Source organism: Streptomyces sp. SLBN-8D4 (assembly GCF_049739545.1).
Classification (GTDB): domain Bacteria; phylum Actinomycetota; class Actinomycetes; order Streptomycetales; family Streptomycetaceae; genus Streptomyces; species Streptomyces canus_C.
Genome location: NZ_JBMGQC010000001.1, coordinates 8,252,436 through 8,268,001 on the forward strand (window position 1 = coordinate 8,252,436; position 15,566 = coordinate 8,268,001).

A 15,566-nucleotide genomic window follows, 5' to 3' on the forward strand; every position below is an offset into this window, starting at 1 on the left:
CCGCGGGACCCCGTCGCACCCCTGCTGGGACTCACCGGACGAAGTCGCGCACCTGCTCGTAGACGCCGTGGTCGTTGTTCATGTCGGTGTGCGAGATGCAGCCGACCTCGACGTTGGTGGCCCCGCTGAGGATCGCCGTGGTGTCGGGGGTGAGGGCGTCGTCGCAGTTGGACCAGTAGCTGGCATAGCTGACGCTGCCCGGCGTCTCGTCGCCGGAGTTGAGGGCCGTGAGGAAGGAGCTGCCGGTGTACATCTCCGCGCACGAGGTGTACAGCCACGAGCACCAGGAGGCCGTGGTCGTGCCGTGGTTGACGCCGGCGGCCGAGACGAAGTCGTCCACGTACGCGGTGCCGCCGAGGTTCTTCAGGTAGTAGCGGGCGCTCAGCGCGCCCATCGAGTGGGTGACCAGGTCGACCTTCGAGGCGCCGGTCGCCTTGAGCACCCGCTGGACCTCGGTGGCCAGTTGCTGGGCGGTGGTCACGTTCGACTGCGACCAGCTGTACGACCAGGCGTCGAGCTCCGACGTGGTGTAGCCGTCCGCCTTGAAGTCGGCGATCCAGTCGTCCCAGCTGCTCGCGTCGCTGCTGAGGCCGTGCACGAAGACGACGGGGTTGTGGGTCGCCGCGTGAGCGGGGACCGCGGCGAAGGAGAGTGCCAGAAGGAGAGAAGTGACCACGGCCGTGGCGGCCGCGGCGATGCGACGCCCGAAGCGCTGCATGATGCCTCCTGAAACGGGTGGGGTTGTCAGGAGTGTCGGCGGGGTCTACGCGCTCCGCATCGGCGAAGTCGCCGGTCTTTACGGGTCAATTAACTCGCCAGTAACGTGAGTTGCGTGGTGACTCCGGTGAACCCTCCGCATCAGACCCCCACTTCGCCACCGCAGCCCGTGATCTCGGCCCTCCCCGAGGGCATCAGGGTGCGGCTCTCGCATTCCGTTTACGGTGATCCGCGCGCCGCCGCCGAACTCGTGACGCTGCTGACCGACCGTCAGTCGGCGGGCCTGGACCCGCTCCCCACCGACCCCGCCGACATCGCCCCCGCACTGCTGCGTGCGCTACGCGCGGAGATCCGGGTCCTGCCCGACGACACCCGCCTTCTCCTGCTCCTCGCTGCGGCCGACCAGTACCCGGTCGCCACCCACGCCTTCCTGCGCGCCGTCACCGCCGCCCGCCTCGACACCCGCCCGCTGGAAGCCGCGGAGGCGGTCGGCGTGGCGCACTCGGGGGCGGGCGGGGTCGTCTTCCGGGACGCCTGGACGAGGATCGCCGCGTACGAGTCCGGCACCCCGGCCGACCGCCGGGACGTCCACCGCCTGCTGGCCCGCGTGCTGCACGGCGACGGCGAGGCTCCCCGTCGGTCCTGGCACCGGGGCGCGGGCGCTCTGGGTCCGAGCGGACGGCTTGCCGCGGAGCTCCGCGGCTCCGCGGACAAGGCCCGGCGCACCGGACAAATCGCCCTGGCCCGGGTCCTGCTGGAGCGGGCCGCCGCGCTCTGTCCGGACCCGGCGGAACGCTCCCGTCTGGTGACACGTGCCGCCGCCGACGCCTGGCAGGCCGGCGACGGCGACCGGGCCCGCCGACTGGCGGCCGACGGCACGGCCGACGACGCCCTCTCGGGTCTGCTCGCGCTGCGCGAAGGCAATGCGACGGAGGCGTTCGACGCGCTCCTGGGCGCGGCGGCGCACCGCGCGAGAGCCCGAAGAGGGAACGATTCTCCAGAGGCGGACGGGACACCTGGTGACGGTGAGGTGTTCATCGACCCCGCCTCTCATCTCCTCGCCCGCGCCACCGAGGCCGCGATCTACACCGGCGACCTGCGCCGCTGCCGGGAGGCCGCCCGGGTCGCCGGGCGACTCGGGATCGCGCAGCCCGGCACGCTCGGCGGACTGACTGCCGCCTTCGAGGGGCGGTACGAGGACGCCCGAGACCTCCTCCAGGCGGCCGCCGGGCGTTGCGGTCCCGGCGGCGACCCCACCGTCCTGATCCACGCGGGCATCGCCGCGCTGATGCTCGGCGACCACACCCGCGCGGCCACCGCGACTCTCCGGGCCGTCACCTCCGCCCGCGCCCGGGGCGCGACGGCCGTCGTGGCCCAGGCCATGGAGTTCCGCGCCTACGCCGACTTCTGGACCGGCCGCCCCCAGGCCGGACAGACCGCGGCGACGGAGGCCCTGCATCAGGCGTACGCCACCGGGCAGGACAACGGGGCCTGCCACCTCCAGGCCGCCCTCGCCATGTTCGCGGCGATCACGGGTGACGCGGACGTCTGCCGCGAACGCGCCGCCGCCGCACGGTCGTACGCCCTCGCCCGGGGCCTCGGCCTGCCCGCCGCGCTCGCCCAGTGGGCGCTCGCCTTCCTCGACCTCACCGACGGCCGTTTCGCCGGCGCGGCGGCCCGGCTGCGCGCCCTCGCCGGGTTCGGCCCCGGCCACGGCCACCGGGCCATCCGGCACCTGGCCACCCCGCACTACGTCGAGGCCGCCGTCCGCACCGACGACACGAGGATCGCCCGTGGCGCCCACGCCGACTACCACCGCTGGGCCACGGCCGTACGCAGCCCCGACGACCTCGCCCTGAGCGCCCGATGCCGTGCGCTGCTGGCTCCCGGCGAGGAGGCGGTCGAGCACTACCGTGCGGCGCTCGACCTGCACGCCCGCGGGACCCGCGACTTCGAACGCGCCCGCACGGAGCTCCTGTTCGGCAGTGCTCTGCGCCGGCTGCGCCACCGCGCCGAGGCCCGCGACCGCCTGCACAGTGCCCTGGCGGCCTTCGAACACTTCGGCGCCCCGCACTGCGCGGCCCAGGCCCGAGCCGAACTCCGCGCCCTCGGCGCCCCGGCGGCACCGACCCACTCGGTGGAACCCACCGCACGCCTCACCGCCCAGCAGTTGCTGGTCGCCCGGATGGTCGCCGAAGGAGCCACCAACCGGGAGATCGCCGCCCGGCTGGCCCTCAGCCCGCGCACGATCGACCACCATCTGCGGGGCGTCTTCACCCGGTTGGGCATCCGCTCCCGCATCGAACTGGTGCGGCTCATCGCGGAGAGCGAGGGCTCCTGGACGCGGTGAGCGGCTGTGCGTGGCGTCAGCGTGCGAACTTTTCGATGGCCGCCGGGGTGACAGGCGTGAAGAAGTTGACGAGGTTGCCGTCGGGGTCGCGGAACAGCAGCGACCGGTTGCCCCAGGGCATCGTGGTGGGCTCGTTGACGAAGTCGGTGACGAAGCCGGTCAGGTTCTGGTGAACACGGTCCACGTCGTCGACGAGGAACTCGGTGATCACACTGTGGTTGTCCGCCGGGCGGGCGGAGCCCGGGGCGAACAGCGGGACGGTGCGGGTGCTCGCGATCGCGAGGGCGGCGCCCGCGGTCCTGAGCTCGGCGAAGTCCTCGGTGGCCCGTACCGCCCGCATCCCCGTGGCTCGCTCGTAGAACTCGACGAGGCGCGTGACGTCGCTGGTGATGATGCGGATCGAGACGAAGTCCATGGGAATCTCCTTGGCTGTGCTGAAGGCGTGCTCGTCGCAGACTAGGAGTAATAGAGGACAGAATCGGTCCTGTATTCGCGTTAGGCTGCGAACATGCCCCGACCCACCGGCCGCGTGCTGACACTCCTGGAGCTGCTGCAGTCGGGCGGCACCCGGACCGTGGCCGAGCTGGCCGACCGTCTCGGCGTCGAAGGACGCACCGTGCGGCGGTATGTGAACCAGCTGATCGACCTGGACGTGCCCGTGGAGTCGGTGCGCGGCCGCTACGGCGGGTACCGGCTGGGTCCCGGGTACCGCCTGCCTCCGCTCATGCTCAGCGACGACGAGGCGCTGGCCGTACTGCTCGGCCTGGTCGCAGGCCGCCGGGCGGGGCTGACGCCGACGGAGCGCACGGCGAACGAGACGGCGTCGGCGAAGATCCGGCGGGTGCTGCCCCGGCACATCGCCCGCCGGCTCGACGCGCTCCTGGAAGCTCTCGACTTCACGGACCGGTCCGGCGAGTCGGACCACCCGGACGCCGGGCTCCTGCTGACCGTCGCCGACGCGGTGCGCCACCGCCGGCCGGTCTCGATCCGCTACACCGACCGCGACGGACGGCACAGCGAGCGCACACTGCACGCGTACGGGATCGTCGCCCATGCGGGCCGGTGGTACGTCACGGGCAAGGACGCCCAGGTCGGCGAGGACCGAACCTTCCGGCTCGATCGCATCGCGGACGCCAGGGCCCTGCCCGGCTCGTTCGAAGCGCCCGTGGGTCCCACTCCGGCACAGCGTGTGCTGTCGGGATTCGCCACGGCCGAGTACCGGCATGAGGTGATCCTGCGGATCCACGGGACCGCCGAGCAGATCCGCGCCCGCCTCCCGGCCGCCGTCGCGAGCCTGGAGGAGAACGAGTCCACGGACGGCGAGGACCGGGCGGCCGAGCGCTGGCTGCGCGTCGAGCTGCGGGCGGAGCGGCTCGACTGGTTGCCCGGGGTCCTTGCCTCACTCGACCGGCCGTTCGTCATCGAGCGCCCCGCCGAACTGCGCGACCTCGTCATCGCGCTCGCCGACCGCCTCGCGTCCTGCGCCCGCCGAGCCTGACAACGAGGACGGACGTCATCGGACGGACACCCGGAGGTTCCCCGAGGCCCGCTCAGGGAGCCTCGCGCACCCCGAACGCCGCCGCGTCCCACGTCCCGTCCAGCCGTGGCGCCAGCCAACTCGGCGCCGCGGCACGGAAGTCGGACGCAGCGAGCCGGCCCGCACCGGCCGGCAGGGCGCCGAGCAGCGGAGCCCCGGACACGTCCGGCAGATCCGCGAGGTTGCAACGCGAGGCGAGGTCGGGGGAGTCGGGCCAGCTGCCGATCACCACACCCGCCAAGTCGAGTTCGCGGCGCCGGAGTTCACGGGCCGTCAGCTCCGTCGTGTTGAGCGTGCCCAGGCCCGCCGACGCCACGACCAGGACAGGCGCCCGCAGCAGCTCCGCCGCGTCGGCCAGCGTCCCGCCCTCGTCGTCGAAGCGGACGAGCAGGCCGCCCGCCCCCTCCACCAGGACCAGATCGTGCTCGACGGCCAGCTTGGCGGCGGCCTCGGCGACCTCCAGCGGGCGCACCGGCCGGAGAGCGGGCCCGCCGCGCGGCCGTCGCCGGGGCCAACGGCTCGGGAAAGCGGGCGAGTTCGGCCCTAGTCACGGCACCCGCGAGCCGGACGGCCTCGTCGGCGTCCCCGGGCTCGTCCGGCCCCACACCGGTCTGCGCGGCCTTCAGGACGGCGACCGTCCGTCCGGCGGCGAGCGCGGCGGCGGCGACGGCGGCCGTGGTGACGGTCTTGCCGACCTCCGTGCCCGTCCCCGTGATCACCAGTACCGGCATGTCATCCCTCCTGGGCGGCGGCACACACCGCACGCGCGATCCGTGCCACGTCCTCGTCACTCGTGACGTACGGCGGCATCGTGTAGACGAGGTCGCGGAACGGCCGCAGCCACACGCCCTCGCGGACGGCGGCCTCCGTCGCGGCCCTCATGTCGACGTCGTGGTCCAGCTGGACGACCCCGATGGCGCCGAGCACCCGCACGTTTTTCACGCCCGGGAGCTCACGGGCCGGCGTCAGCCCCTCGCGCAGCCCCGCCTCGATCCGCTTGACCTCGGAGAGCCAGTCCTGCCCGAGCAGCAGGTCGATCGACGCGCAGGCCACCGACGCGGCCAGCGGGTTGCCCATGAAGGTGGGGCCGTGGGCGAGCACCGGCACCTCGCCACGCGAGATGCCGTCGGCCACCCGGGGCGTGCACAGGGTCGCCGCCATCGTCAGGTAGCCGCCGGTCAGCGCCTTGCCCACGCACATCACGTCCGGAGTCACCGCCGCGTGTTCCGCCGCGAACAGGGCGCCCGTGCGGCCGAAACCGGTCGCGATCTCGTCGAACACCAGCAGCACGTCGTGCGTGTCGCACGCCTCGCGCAGCACCCGCAGATACGCGGGGGAGTGGAACCGCATCCCGCCCGCGCCCTGCACCACCGGCTCCACGATCACCGCGGCCAGTTCGTCGGCGTGCCGCTCGATCGCCGCGCGCAGCAGGTCGGCGTACGACTCCTCGTACGCGGCCGGAGGCGCGTCCACGAACACCTGGCGGGGCAGGACCCCGGACCACAGCTCGTGCATCCCGCCCTCGGGGTCGCACACCGACATCGGCTGCCAGGTGTCGCCGTGGTAGCCGCCGCGCCAGGTCAGCAGACGCTGCTTGCCCGTGCGGCCCAGCGAACGCCAGTACTGCAGGCACATCTTCACCGCGACCTCGACCGACACCGACCCCGAGTCGGCCAGGAAGACATGCTCCAGGCCCTCGGGAGACATGTCGACAAGGAGCTTCGCGAGCCGGACGGCGGGCTCGTGGGTGAGCCCGCCGAACATCACATGGCTCATCCGCCCGAGCTGCTCCCGCGCGGCCTCGTTCAGCACCGGGTGGTTGTAGCCGTGGATCGCCGACCACCAGGAGGACATCCCGTCCACCAGCTCGCGGCCCCCGGCGAGCCGCAGCCGCACCCCGCTCGCCGATTCCACCACGAGCGGATCGACCCGGCCGGGCATCGGACCGTACGGATGCCACACATGCCGCCGGTCGAGCGCCAGCAGCTCCGGCACGGGCAGGCCGGGCAGATCAGGCATTGGGCGCGAGATCCGTTCCGGCACCTCGACGGCGTACGGCGACGAGATCGGTCCGCGCCTCGTTGGCGGGGGCGGCGGCCGGGACCGTCGTACCGCAGACCCCGCCGCCCTCGTGGGAGCCGCAGCCCGCGCCCTCGTGGGACCCGCAGCCCGCGGACTCGTGCGAGCCGCAGCCGCCGCCGGCCGTCGCCCGGTGCTCCGGGAGAGTCACCTCGCCCGCGCCCTCCACCTCGAAGCCGGCGTCCGCGATCATCTCCAGGTCGGCCTTGCCGGCCTGGCCCTCGGTGGTGAGGTAGTCGCCGAGGAAGATCGAGTTGGCGAGGTTGAGGGCGAGGGGCTGCATCGTGCGCAGATGGACCTCGCGGCCGCCCGCGATGCGGACCTCGACGTCCGGGCAGACGAAGCGGACCATCGCCAGGATGCGCAGGCAGCGCTGCGGGGTGAGGTTCCACTCCTTGGCGAGCGGGGTGCCCTCGACCGGGATCAGGAAGTTGACCGGGACCGAGTCGGGGTCCAGCTCGCGCAGCGAGTAGACGACGTCGACCAGGTCCTCGTCGCTCTCGCCCATGCCGGCGATCAGACCCGAGCAGGCGGACAGACCGGCTGCGTGCGCCTTGGTCACGGTGTCGACGCGGTCGGCGTAGGTGTGGGTGGTCGTGATGTCGCCGTAGGTCGACTCGGACGTGTTGAGGTTGTGGTTGTAGGCGTCCGCGCCCGCCTCGCGCAGCCGCTCGGCCTGGCCGTCGGAGAGCAGACCGAGACAGGCGCACACCTCGACGCCCTCGTTCTCTTCCTTGATCGCCTTGATGGTGCCCGCGACCCGGTCCACGTCACGGTCGGTCGGACCGCGCCCGGACGCCACCAGGCAGACCCGCTTGGCGCCGCCCGCGAGGCCCGCCGCCGCGGCCTGGGAGGCCTGCTCGGGCTTGAGCCAGGTGTACTTCAGGATGCCCGTCGAGGAGCCCAGCCGCTGGGAGCAGTAGGAGCAGTCCTCGGGGCACAGCCCCGACTTCAGGTTGACGAGATAGTTGAGTTTCACCCGCCGTCCGAACCAGTGCCGGCGCACCTTTCCGGCCGCGGCCACCACGTCGAGCAGGTCGTCGTCGGAGGTGGCCAGCACGGCCAGCGCCTCCTCGCGGGTCGGCAGCTCGCGCCGAAGCCCCTTGTCCACCAGCGTGTTCAGCAGGTCCATGAGAGCCGATCCTGTCCTACGGACCCGCTCCGGGCCAAGGTAGGGATCGCACAACACACCCGCTTCGACGTGTGGGTATTGCCACACCGTAGGTAGCGTTTGCTGCCGCTAGGGTCTGTCCGTTGTCTACAAAAGCCCCGGAGGACCCATGGCGTTCGGCTGGATCGACGAGCAGGCGGCGGCGCGCCGGCGGGCCGGACTCGTACGGACCCTGCGGCCACGCCCGGCCGACTCGCCGCTGCTCGATCTCGCGAGCAACGACTACCTGGGCCTCGCCCGGCATCCCGAGGTCGTCGAAGGGGCCGCGGCGGCCGCGCGGACCTGGGGCGCCGGCGCCACCGGCTCCCGGCTCGTCACCGGCACCACCGAGCTGCACAACCGGCTCGAACGCGAACTGGCCGAGTTCTGCGGCTTCGAGGCGGCGCTCGTCTTCTCCTCCGGCTACGCGGCGAACCTGGCCGCCGTCACCGCGCTCGCGCCGCACGGCTCCCTGATCGTCTCCGACGCGGGCAACCACGCCTCCCTCATCGACGGCTGCCGGCTGGCCCGCGGTACGACCCAGGTCGTCGCGCACGCCGACCCGGACGCGGTGCGCAAGGCGCTCGGCACCCACGAGGGGCCCGCCGTCGCCGTGTCCGACACGGTCTTCTCGGTCGACGGCGACGCGGCACCCCTGGCCGGCCTCGCCGAGGCATGCCGGGAGCACGGCGCGGGCCTGGTCGTCGACGACGCCCACGGCCTGGGCGTGCTCGGCGCCGGCGGCCGCGGCGCCCCGCAGGCGGCGGGACTCGCGGGCGCCGACGACGTGGTCGTCACGGTCACGCTGTCCAAGTCGCTCGGCAGCCAGGGCGGCGCCGTCCTCGGCCCCGCACGGGTCGTCGAACATCTGGTCAACGCGGCACGGACGTTCATCTTCGACACCGGTCTGGCCCCCGCCTCGGCGGGAGCCGCCCTCGCGGCCCTGCGGCTGCTCGGCCGTGAGCCCGAGCGCGCCGCACGCGCGCGCGAGGTGGCGACCGGACTGCACGCACGCCTGACCGCCGCGGGTCTGGAAGCGGTACGTCCGGACGCCGCGGTGGTCTCGGTGCGCGCACCCTCCCCGGAGGAGGCCGTTCAGTGGGCGGCCGACTGCCGTGCCGCCGGGCTCTTCGTGGGCTGTTTCCGGCCCCCGTCCGTGCCCGACGGCATCTCACGGCTCAGGCTGACCGCCCGCGCGGACCTCTCCGAGGAGCAGATCGAACGCGCAGTTCAGGTGATCGGCGGGACACGACCATGAGTCGGCGTGACACGGCCGTGCGCCGAACGGGCTGAAACGGTCAGAACGCGCGCACGAAGCCCGCCCAGCTCTCGGGGGAGAAGAGCAGCGCGGGTCCGTCCGGGTTCTTGGAGTCGCGTACGGCGAGCAGCCCGGCACATGGCCCGGCCGACGGCCTCGCTGTCTCGACGCAGTTGTTCGCTCCTGTGCTGTAGCTGCTGCGCAGCCAGCGAACTTCGGGCAATCGGGTACTGGAGATGACGTTCCGAGGCAGTGCGGACATGGTGCCTCCTTACGCGCCGTCACCCATCTCGGCGAGGTAATCCAACGAGTCCTCGGGCGAAAGGGCGTGGATCCGAAGGGTGTTGAAGGCCTCGGTGTAGGCCTGGAGGTCTTCTTTCCGCTCGAGATAGAGGCTACTCGTCAAGTGGTCGAGAACAACCACATCCAGATCAGAAGTGCGCGAAAATGAGAAGATTACGAAAGGCCCGGTGATACCCACATGCGCCCCGGCAGTGAACGGCAGTACCTGCAGCCGCACTTGAGGCAGCCGGGCCGCCTCCAGGAGTCTCTTTCGCTGACGGGCCATCACCTCGGGGCCGCCGACCTCCCGTCGCAGCACCGCCTCGTCCAGGACCGCGCTCAACTCCAGGGGCGGCTGCGCACGGAGGATGTCCTGCCGGGCCAGCCGGACCTCGACCAGCGCGTCGAGACGTTCGTCGTCCAGGCCGTCCACGGCGGCCCGGGTCACCGCGCGGGCGTACTCGGGCGTCTGGAGCAGCCCGGGCACGACCGAGGTCTCCAGCGTGCGCATCGCGCTCGCCTGGGACTCCAGACTGATGAAGTCCCGGTACGTCGGCGGCAGGACACCCCGGTACGCGTGCCACCAGTGGTGCCGGCCGCCGCTCTCGTCGGAGCCCGCCAATACCAGCAGCAGTTCCCGCAGATTCGCGTCCCCCACGCGGTAGGCGTCGAGAAGTAACCGCACATCGGCCGGTTTCACCCCGCTGGCACCGGTCTCGATGCGGCTCACCTTCGACTGGTGCCAGCCCACGAGCCGGGCCGCCTCACCGCTGGTGAGCCCCGCACTCGCGCGCAACGCACGCAGTTCGGCGCCCAGTTTCCGCCGGCGCACCGCGGGGCCGTGCTGCATGCGCTCCTCCTTACTCCTGACGAGCTGCCCAAATACGGTCTCGCGTCGCAGAGTTCACCGCTTCGAGCGACAGATATATGCACATCTTGGTGGATCGGCACCCGTCGCGGCCTCCGTGATGGCACTCTGACGATGAACCACCAGTCCGGGACCGTACTCGAACCATCCGCACCGTGTCGGACTCCGGTCCCGTGGGAAAGGGACGACGTCGCCATGGCAGACCACCTGGAAGCATCCGTCACTCTGCCGAGCGAACCCGCCTCGGTCTCCGCGGCCCGCACCTACGTCCTGAGCACCCTGGCGGAGTGGGGGCTGGCGCCGACCACGGACGCCGCCGAGACCGTCCGGCTCATCGTCTCCGAACTCGCCACCAACGCCGTACAGCACACCTTCGGGCAGTCACCCACCTTCACGGTGGACATCGAGCTGGACCGTGACGAACAGCTGCGCATCGGGGTCACCGACAGCCACCCCCGCTTCCCCAAGCGCCTGCCGGCCGCGGTCCAGCAGGACAACGGACGGGGGATGGTGATCATCCGCTGGCTCGCCGCCGAGAGCGGCGGCAGGCTGAGAGTCAGGCCCACCGGCGAAGGCGGCAAGACCGTCTCGATCGAACTCCCGTGGACGGTACCGGCGGAGCCGGTCACCGCCGCGGGGCAGCAGGAGCCGTAGAAGACATCAGTTCGACAGGGCGATGTGTCCCGGGGTCATCGCAGACGCGGTGACGGCTCTCGCGGTGATGCTCCGGGCCGAACGGCCGCTCGCGGCCTGATCACCTCGCGCTCCGTCGGCCCGGGGGCCGGGTGCGACTGCGCCTGTGCCTGCGCCTGCGCCGCCCTGTGCTCCTCTGCGCGTCCCGCCCGCAGGACCAGGCGGGGGAGCAGGCCCCACAGGCCCAGACACATCAGCAGGGTCGCCGCGCCCGCGGCCAGTCCGCCGGCCCGGTCCGTCGTCACGTCCACCACGAGCAGCACCGAGCCGGTGAACGCGAGCACCAGAACGCCCATGCCGATCGTGGCTAGCCGGGAGGAGACCTGCACGATGCGGGCCTTGGCGCCGCGCTGGAAGAGCGAGCGGTGCAGGGCGGCCGGCGCGGTGAAGAGGGCCGCCGCGAGCACCGCGAACAGCAGTGTGGTGACGTACGTGGCGCGCTGGAAGGTGTCGAGGGACGGGAAGCGCTGGGTGAAGGCCAGGGTCAGCAGAAAGGCGAAGAGGATCTGCACTCCGGTCTGGGTGACGCGCAGTTCCTGGAGCAGCTCGCCGAAGTTGCGGTCGGCGCGCTCCAGCGGGGTCTCGTTGCGGGCGGTGCACGGGCGGTGGTCGGCCATGCGGGCACGGGTAACCACCTGAAGCCGTGTCACGCGTCCCGGGAGACCCGAGGGGACGGCGGGAGGTCAGGTCGCCGCCGCCCCCTCGGGGGCGTCACTTGACCCGGCCGTACCAGACGCTCTTCGTCCAGATCTTCTGCAGCCTCACCACGTCCCCGGTCTTCGGGGCGTGCCAGATCTTTCCCTTCCCGGCGTAGATGCCGACGTGGTAGACGTTCGAACCCGAGTGGAAGAACACCAGGTCGCCGGCCTTGCGGCTGCCCGAGCCGATGTGGCGGGTCTTGTTGTACTGCTGGGCCGCCGTGCGCGGGAGCTTCTTGCCCGCCTTCTTGAACGAGTACAGCGTGAGCCCTGAGCAGTCGAAGCGGCGGGGCCCGGTGGCGCCGTACTTGTACGGCGAGCCCTTCTTGGAGGCCGCTACCTTGAGCGCCTTCGTCGCCGGTGTCGCGGCGGCGGCGTCGGCTGCGACGCCCGGAACCACGACGGAGCCGCCCACGGCGGCGATGGCGAAGGCCGAGGCCGTACCGGCCCGGACCATCAGCGACGGGACACGATTGAGCGCAGTCATGCGCAACCCTTCGTCAGCCGCCTGTGAAGGATGACCTGTCGGATTCGGGCTGGCGAAGTTGCCCGGCCGCTGACGCGGCTTCACCCCAAGGGCTGCTCGACCCGGTCATGGCGTGACCGTTCCGGCGACCCGTCGTTGCTTGGGTCCTCCACTCCTGCCGATCCACTCCTGTCGACCGGTCATCCGGGCGGCGGCAGGACTCGGCGTCCGCCCGGATCGCCCCGCCGCTGCGGCGGGGGCTTGTCGTCAGACAGGGATCTTGGCGCACGGATGTCCCAAAAACCCAATGGAACCGGGGGTTTGTGTTGTTACTCACCACTCACCCGTTCGGGTGGACACCTGAGCTAGCGAAGGGGCGTCGAGGGCCCCACGGGCCGCGCGACCAGCACAGAAACTCCTCATTCCCGCCCTGAACCACGCGCGTTGTGCAACCTCGGCGGTCCCGAAAAAGGAGCCGAGCCTCCTGCAAATGGCGGTACGCCTTTTGGTCCGTTTCAACCGCGCCCCGGGCGCCTCGTCAGACCACGGGGCGTCCGGAATTGCTGCCGGTGCGTCAGTTGTCGGATTCGGGCGGCACGGTGACCCGGGCCGTACGCCGTTCGCCGTCCAGGACCCGCAGGGCCCGCGCCAGTGTCTCGGCGTGCAGTTCTCGCTCGCCCCGGCCGTGCATCAGCGCCAGCGCGTCACGCAGCTCGGCCGCCCTGGTCACCAGCGCCTGGGCCGCGCGCAGTCCGCCGTAGGTGTCCTCCCGCCGGGCCGGGTTGATCCGGCCCAGCAGGTCGACCACCTCCAGATAACGGTCGATCAGCTCGCCCTCGGCGCGCGTGAGCGCGGGCAGCGGGGGAAGATCCGGCACCATCGAGGGCTCACCTCGCGCCCGGTGCGGTGGGGGAGGACTTGCGGCTCGGGACGATCGCGTCCGCCAGGCCGTAGTCCAGAGCGCCCTGCGCGTCGAGGATCTTGTCCCGCTCGATGTCCGCGCTCACCTGCTCGCGGCTGCGCCCGGTGTGCCGGACGAGCATCTCCTCCAGGCGGGCCCGCACCCGGAGCAACTCGTCTGCCTGGATGGCCAGATCACTGGCCTGCCCCTGCACGGGCTCGCTCAGCGCGGGCTGGTGGATCACCACCCGGGCGCCCGGCAGCACGGACCGCTTGCCCGGGGTGCCAGCCGCGAGCAGCACCGCCGCGGAGGAGCCGGCCTGGCCGAGGCAGGTCGTCTCCACGTCGCAACTGACGTACTGCATCGTGTCGTAGATAGCCGACATCGCGCTGAACGAGCCGCCGGGGGAGTTGATGTACAGGGCGATGTCCCGGTCCGGGGCCTGGTGTTCGAGGTACATGAACTGCGCCATCAGATCGTTCGCCGAGATGTCGTCGATCCGCGTCCCGAGGAAGACGATCCGCTCCTCCAGCAGTTTCGAGTACGGATCCATCGACTTCTGCCCGAAGCTCGTGCGCTCATGGAACTCGGGCAGGACGTAGCGGGCGGTCGGTCGGGCCATGGGTACCCCTCCTTCGACGTCTGTAAAAAATGTACAGGACGTACGTGACGTTATGATGGGGGTATGGCCTACGAGATTCCGGTGACGCAAGCCAGGGCTGAACTCGCCGACCTGATCAACCGGGTGGTGTACGGCGGCGAGCGCGTCGTCGTCACACGGCACGGAAAGCCCCTGGTCGCCCTGGTCTCGGCCGCCGACCTCGAACGGCTGGAGGAGTCCCAGGAACCCGTCGAGGAACCGGTGATCAGCGCGGTCTCCACGGTCCGAGAGGTCGCTTCCGCTCCTCGCGAACAGCAGCGGTTCGGAATCGCGGCGCATCATCGGGGCAGCGGGGCGTCCTAGCCGGGGGCGCGCGAGAGGGGCGGTCGCGATTGTGCGTTCCGCGGGGCTACGGCCCCCGGCCCCGCGCGGACAGGGCCGCCGCGCTCGTGCCCGGCGCCGTCCACGGGCCGATGGGGCCACCGGCTCGGACAGCGGGTTCGGTCAGCTGACGGGGGCCGGTCGCTGTCGGCGTTTCCCCGCAGCCCTACGCCATCCAGCCCGGCGGGCAGGATCGCGCTTGCGCGCCCCGCGCCGGCCACGGGTCGACGGTGTTCACGGGCTCGGGCGGCGACCGCGGGGTCGCGTGGTGTGGGGGAGAGGCGCGGGGGCGCGTGCAAGCCTGGCGGCGGGTGTGGCGTCCCTCGGCCGCGACGTCAGTGCGTACGGAGGGCTACGGCTCCCAGCCCCCGGGCCGGGTCGCGCTCGTGCCCAGCGGCAGTCACCGGCCGACGGCGCTCATTGGCTCGGACGTCCTCTGCGGGGCCGGGTGCGGAGAGCGGGTTCGGTCAGTTGAGGGGGGCGCGGTCGCCATTTCGCTCCCCAGTACTACGGCCCCCAGGATCGGCGGGCGGGATCGCGCTCGCGCGTACGCCGGGCTACGGCTCCCAGCCCCGGCGGGCCGGGTCGCAGTGCTCGGTCAGCCGACCGGCGTGAGCGCGCGCTCGTCGGGGGCCGGCGACGCGTGCTTCGTCCGGGACTTCAGGGCGTTCCCCAGTACTACGGCACCCAGGCCCAGCGCCGCCCACCACGTGAGGGTCAGGGCGGGACCGGTCGCTGCCGCGCCGTCGAAGAAGGACACCGAGCGCAGCAGGGTCGCGCTCGCGCCCGGCGGCAGCCACTGGCCGATGGTGCCCACCGGCTCGGGCAGCAGCTGCGGGGCCGAGGCGGCGCCGGAGAACGGGTTGCCGAGGAACATCACCAGGAACGCGACGGCGCCGATGCCCGCGGGCCCGACCAGGGCGGCGAGTCCCGCGACGGCCGCGCTCACCGCCAGCATCGCCAGGGCGAGCGTCCCCGCCTCCGCCCACCAGCTGCCGGTGAGGGCGCCGAGCCAGCTGTGGGCCAGCGCGGCCGCGATGAGGCCCACCAGCGCGGCGGCGACGATCAGCGCGGTCACGGCACGCGAGCCGCGCAGTCCGAGCAGGGTCACGAGCGCGCCCGCGATGATGCCGCTCAGCGCCAGCGGCAGCACGGACGAGCTCACGGCCGCGCCCCTCGGGTCGGACGCAGGAGCCGGGACGACGTCCACGGTCCTCACCTCGGCGCCGCTCGCCGCGGCCTGCCGGGTCACGGCCTGCTGGAGGAGCTGGGCCACGACCGGGCTTGCCGCCGACGCGGTGAGCAGTTCCGGGCCCTGCGGGGTGACGACGACCGCGCCGTATACGGTCCGGTCCTCGATCGCCGCCCGCGCGGCCCCCTCGTCGGTGTAGCGGTGGAGCTCGAAGGCGCCCTCGTGCTGCCGGAGCCCCTGCTCCACCTGTGCCGTCGCGGCGGGCGGCCCGGCCACGCCGAGTGGCAGGTCGCGCGGGGCGGTGCGGGCGGCGGGCCAGGCGAAGGCCCACAGGGCCAGGGCGGCGAGCAGCGGCACCAGGACGACGACCGCGATCAGGCGACGGGTGGACAT

The 15,566-nt window shown here is 72.3% G+C and carries 16 protein-coding genes, 1 pseudogene and 1 riboswitch; of the genes and pseudogenes, 5 read left to right on the forward strand and 12 right to left on the reverse strand.

The features are described from left to right. Positions 1-31 precede the first annotated feature (31 nt). Positions 32-718 carry an esterase/lipase family protein gene (locus tag RKD20_RS37555; RefSeq protein WP_424881583.1) on the reverse strand — a complete coding sequence of 229 codons (687 nt, stop codon included), beginning with the start codon at positions 716-718 and terminating at the stop codon, positions 32-34. A 117-nt stretch (positions 719-835) separates the two neighbouring features. Between RKD20_RS37555 and RKD20_RS37560 the strand changes: the two genes are divergently transcribed. Beyond that, positions 836-3,067, forward strand: coding sequence for a LuxR C-terminal-related transcriptional regulator (locus tag RKD20_RS37560; protein WP_424883410.1), 2,232 nt, complete (start codon positions 836-838; stop codon positions 3,065-3,067). A 16-nt stretch (positions 3,068-3,083) separates the two neighbouring features. On the opposite strand, the gene RKD20_RS37565 is transcribed toward RKD20_RS37560, so the two are convergent. Beyond that, positions 3,084-3,482 (reverse strand): VOC family protein, encoded by a 399-nt coding sequence (locus tag RKD20_RS37565; protein WP_424881584.1) that lies wholly within the window; start codon positions 3,480-3,482, stop codon positions 3,084-3,086. A gap of 93 nt (positions 3,483-3,575) precedes the next feature. On the opposite strand from RKD20_RS37565, the gene RKD20_RS37570 reads away from it, so the two are divergent. After that, positions 3,576-4,565 (forward strand): helix-turn-helix transcriptional regulator, encoded by a 990-nt coding sequence (locus RKD20_RS37570; protein WP_424881585.1) that lies wholly within the window; start codon positions 3,576-3,578, stop codon positions 4,563-4,565. 52 nt (positions 4,566-4,617) lie between these two features. Here the strand turns inward: RKD20_RS37570 and bioD are convergent. The 3 genes and pseudogenes from bioD to bioB all read right to left on the reverse strand — a co-directional run bounded on the left by bioD (position 4,618) and on the right by bioB (position 7,815). Beyond that, a pseudogene (bioD, locus tag RKD20_RS37575) lies at positions 4,618-5,335 on the reverse strand (dethiobiotin synthase). Position 5,336: 1 nt separating this feature from the next. Continuing rightward, positions 5,337-6,623 (reverse strand): adenosylmethionine--8-amino-7-oxononanoate transaminase, encoded by a 1,287-nt coding sequence (locus tag RKD20_RS37580; protein ID WP_424881586.1) that lies wholly within the window; start codon positions 6,621-6,623, stop codon positions 5,337-5,339. Next, complete coding sequence (gene bioB, locus RKD20_RS37585) at positions 6,616-7,815, reverse strand: biotin synthase BioB (RefSeq protein ID WP_424881587.1); 1,200 nt, start codon at positions 7,813-7,815, stop codon at positions 6,616-6,618. The genes RKD20_RS37580 and bioB overlap by 8 nt, the downstream gene beginning before the upstream one ends. 148 nt (positions 7,816-7,963) lie before the next feature. Between bioB and RKD20_RS37590 the strand changes: the two genes are divergently transcribed. Continuing rightward, positions 7,964-9,091 carry an 8-amino-7-oxononanoate synthase gene (locus RKD20_RS37590; protein ID WP_424881588.1) on the forward strand — a complete coding sequence of 376 codons (1,128 nt, stop codon included), beginning with the start codon at positions 7,964-7,966 and terminating at the stop codon, positions 9,089-9,091. 40 nt (positions 9,092-9,131) lie between these two features. On the opposite strand, the gene RKD20_RS37595 is transcribed toward RKD20_RS37590, so the two are convergent. Next, positions 9,132-9,353: a DUF397 domain-containing protein gene (locus RKD20_RS37595; RefSeq protein WP_078612751.1), complete on the reverse strand. Its 222-nt coding sequence runs from the start codon at positions 9,351-9,353 to the stop codon at positions 9,132-9,134. A 9-nt stretch (positions 9,354-9,362) separates the two neighbouring features. Next, on the reverse strand, positions 9,363-10,223 hold the full coding sequence (locus RKD20_RS37600; protein ID WP_424881589.1) for a helix-turn-helix domain-containing protein: 861 nt from the start codon (positions 10,221-10,223) through the stop codon (positions 9,363-9,365). 213 nt (positions 10,224-10,436) lie between these two features. Here RKD20_RS37600 and RKD20_RS37605 point away from each other — a divergent pair, with 213 nt between their 5' ends. After that, complete coding sequence (locus tag RKD20_RS37605; protein ID WP_424881590.1) at positions 10,437-10,895, forward strand: ATP-binding protein; 459 nt, start codon at positions 10,437-10,439, stop codon at positions 10,893-10,895. A 35-nt stretch (positions 10,896-10,930) separates the two neighbouring features. On the opposite strand, the gene RKD20_RS37610 is transcribed toward RKD20_RS37605, so the two are convergent. The 4 genes from RKD20_RS37610 to RKD20_RS37625 all read right to left on the reverse strand — a co-directional run bounded on the left by RKD20_RS37610 (position 10,931) and on the right by RKD20_RS37625 (position 13,621). Continuing rightward, positions 10,931-11,551, reverse strand: coding sequence for a DUF6328 family protein (locus RKD20_RS37610; RefSeq protein WP_424881591.1), 621 nt, complete (start codon positions 11,549-11,551; stop codon positions 10,931-10,933). A gap of 94 nt (positions 11,552-11,645) precedes the next feature. After that, positions 11,646-12,119: a C40 family peptidase gene (locus RKD20_RS37615; RefSeq protein WP_020122382.1), complete on the reverse strand. Its 474-nt coding sequence runs from the start codon at positions 12,117-12,119 to the stop codon at positions 11,646-11,648. Positions 12,120-12,122: 3 nt separating this feature from the next. Continuing rightward, a riboswitch (cyclic di-AMP (ydaO/yuaA leader) is annotated at positions 12,123-12,256 on the reverse strand. A 416-nt stretch (positions 12,257-12,672) separates the two neighbouring features. After that, complete coding sequence (locus RKD20_RS37620; RefSeq protein ID WP_424881592.1) at positions 12,673-12,978, reverse strand: hypothetical protein; 306 nt, start codon at positions 12,976-12,978, stop codon at positions 12,673-12,675. 7 nt (positions 12,979-12,985) lie between these two features. Then, complete coding sequence (locus RKD20_RS37625) at positions 12,986-13,621, reverse strand: ATP-dependent Clp protease proteolytic subunit (RefSeq protein ID WP_424881593.1); 636 nt, start codon at positions 13,619-13,621, stop codon at positions 12,986-12,988. A 63-nt stretch (positions 13,622-13,684) separates the two neighbouring features. Between RKD20_RS37625 and RKD20_RS37630 the strand changes: the two genes are divergently transcribed. Next, positions 13,685-13,963 (forward strand): type II toxin-antitoxin system Phd/YefM family antitoxin, encoded by a 279-nt coding sequence (locus tag RKD20_RS37630; RefSeq protein ID WP_402264910.1) that lies wholly within the window; start codon positions 13,685-13,687, stop codon positions 13,961-13,963. Between the two features lie 616 nt (positions 13,964-14,579). Here the strand turns inward: RKD20_RS37630 and RKD20_RS37635 are convergent. Next, positions 14,580-15,566, reverse strand: coding sequence for an ABC transporter permease (locus RKD20_RS37635; RefSeq protein ID WP_424881594.1), 987 nt, complete (start codon positions 15,564-15,566; stop codon positions 14,580-14,582).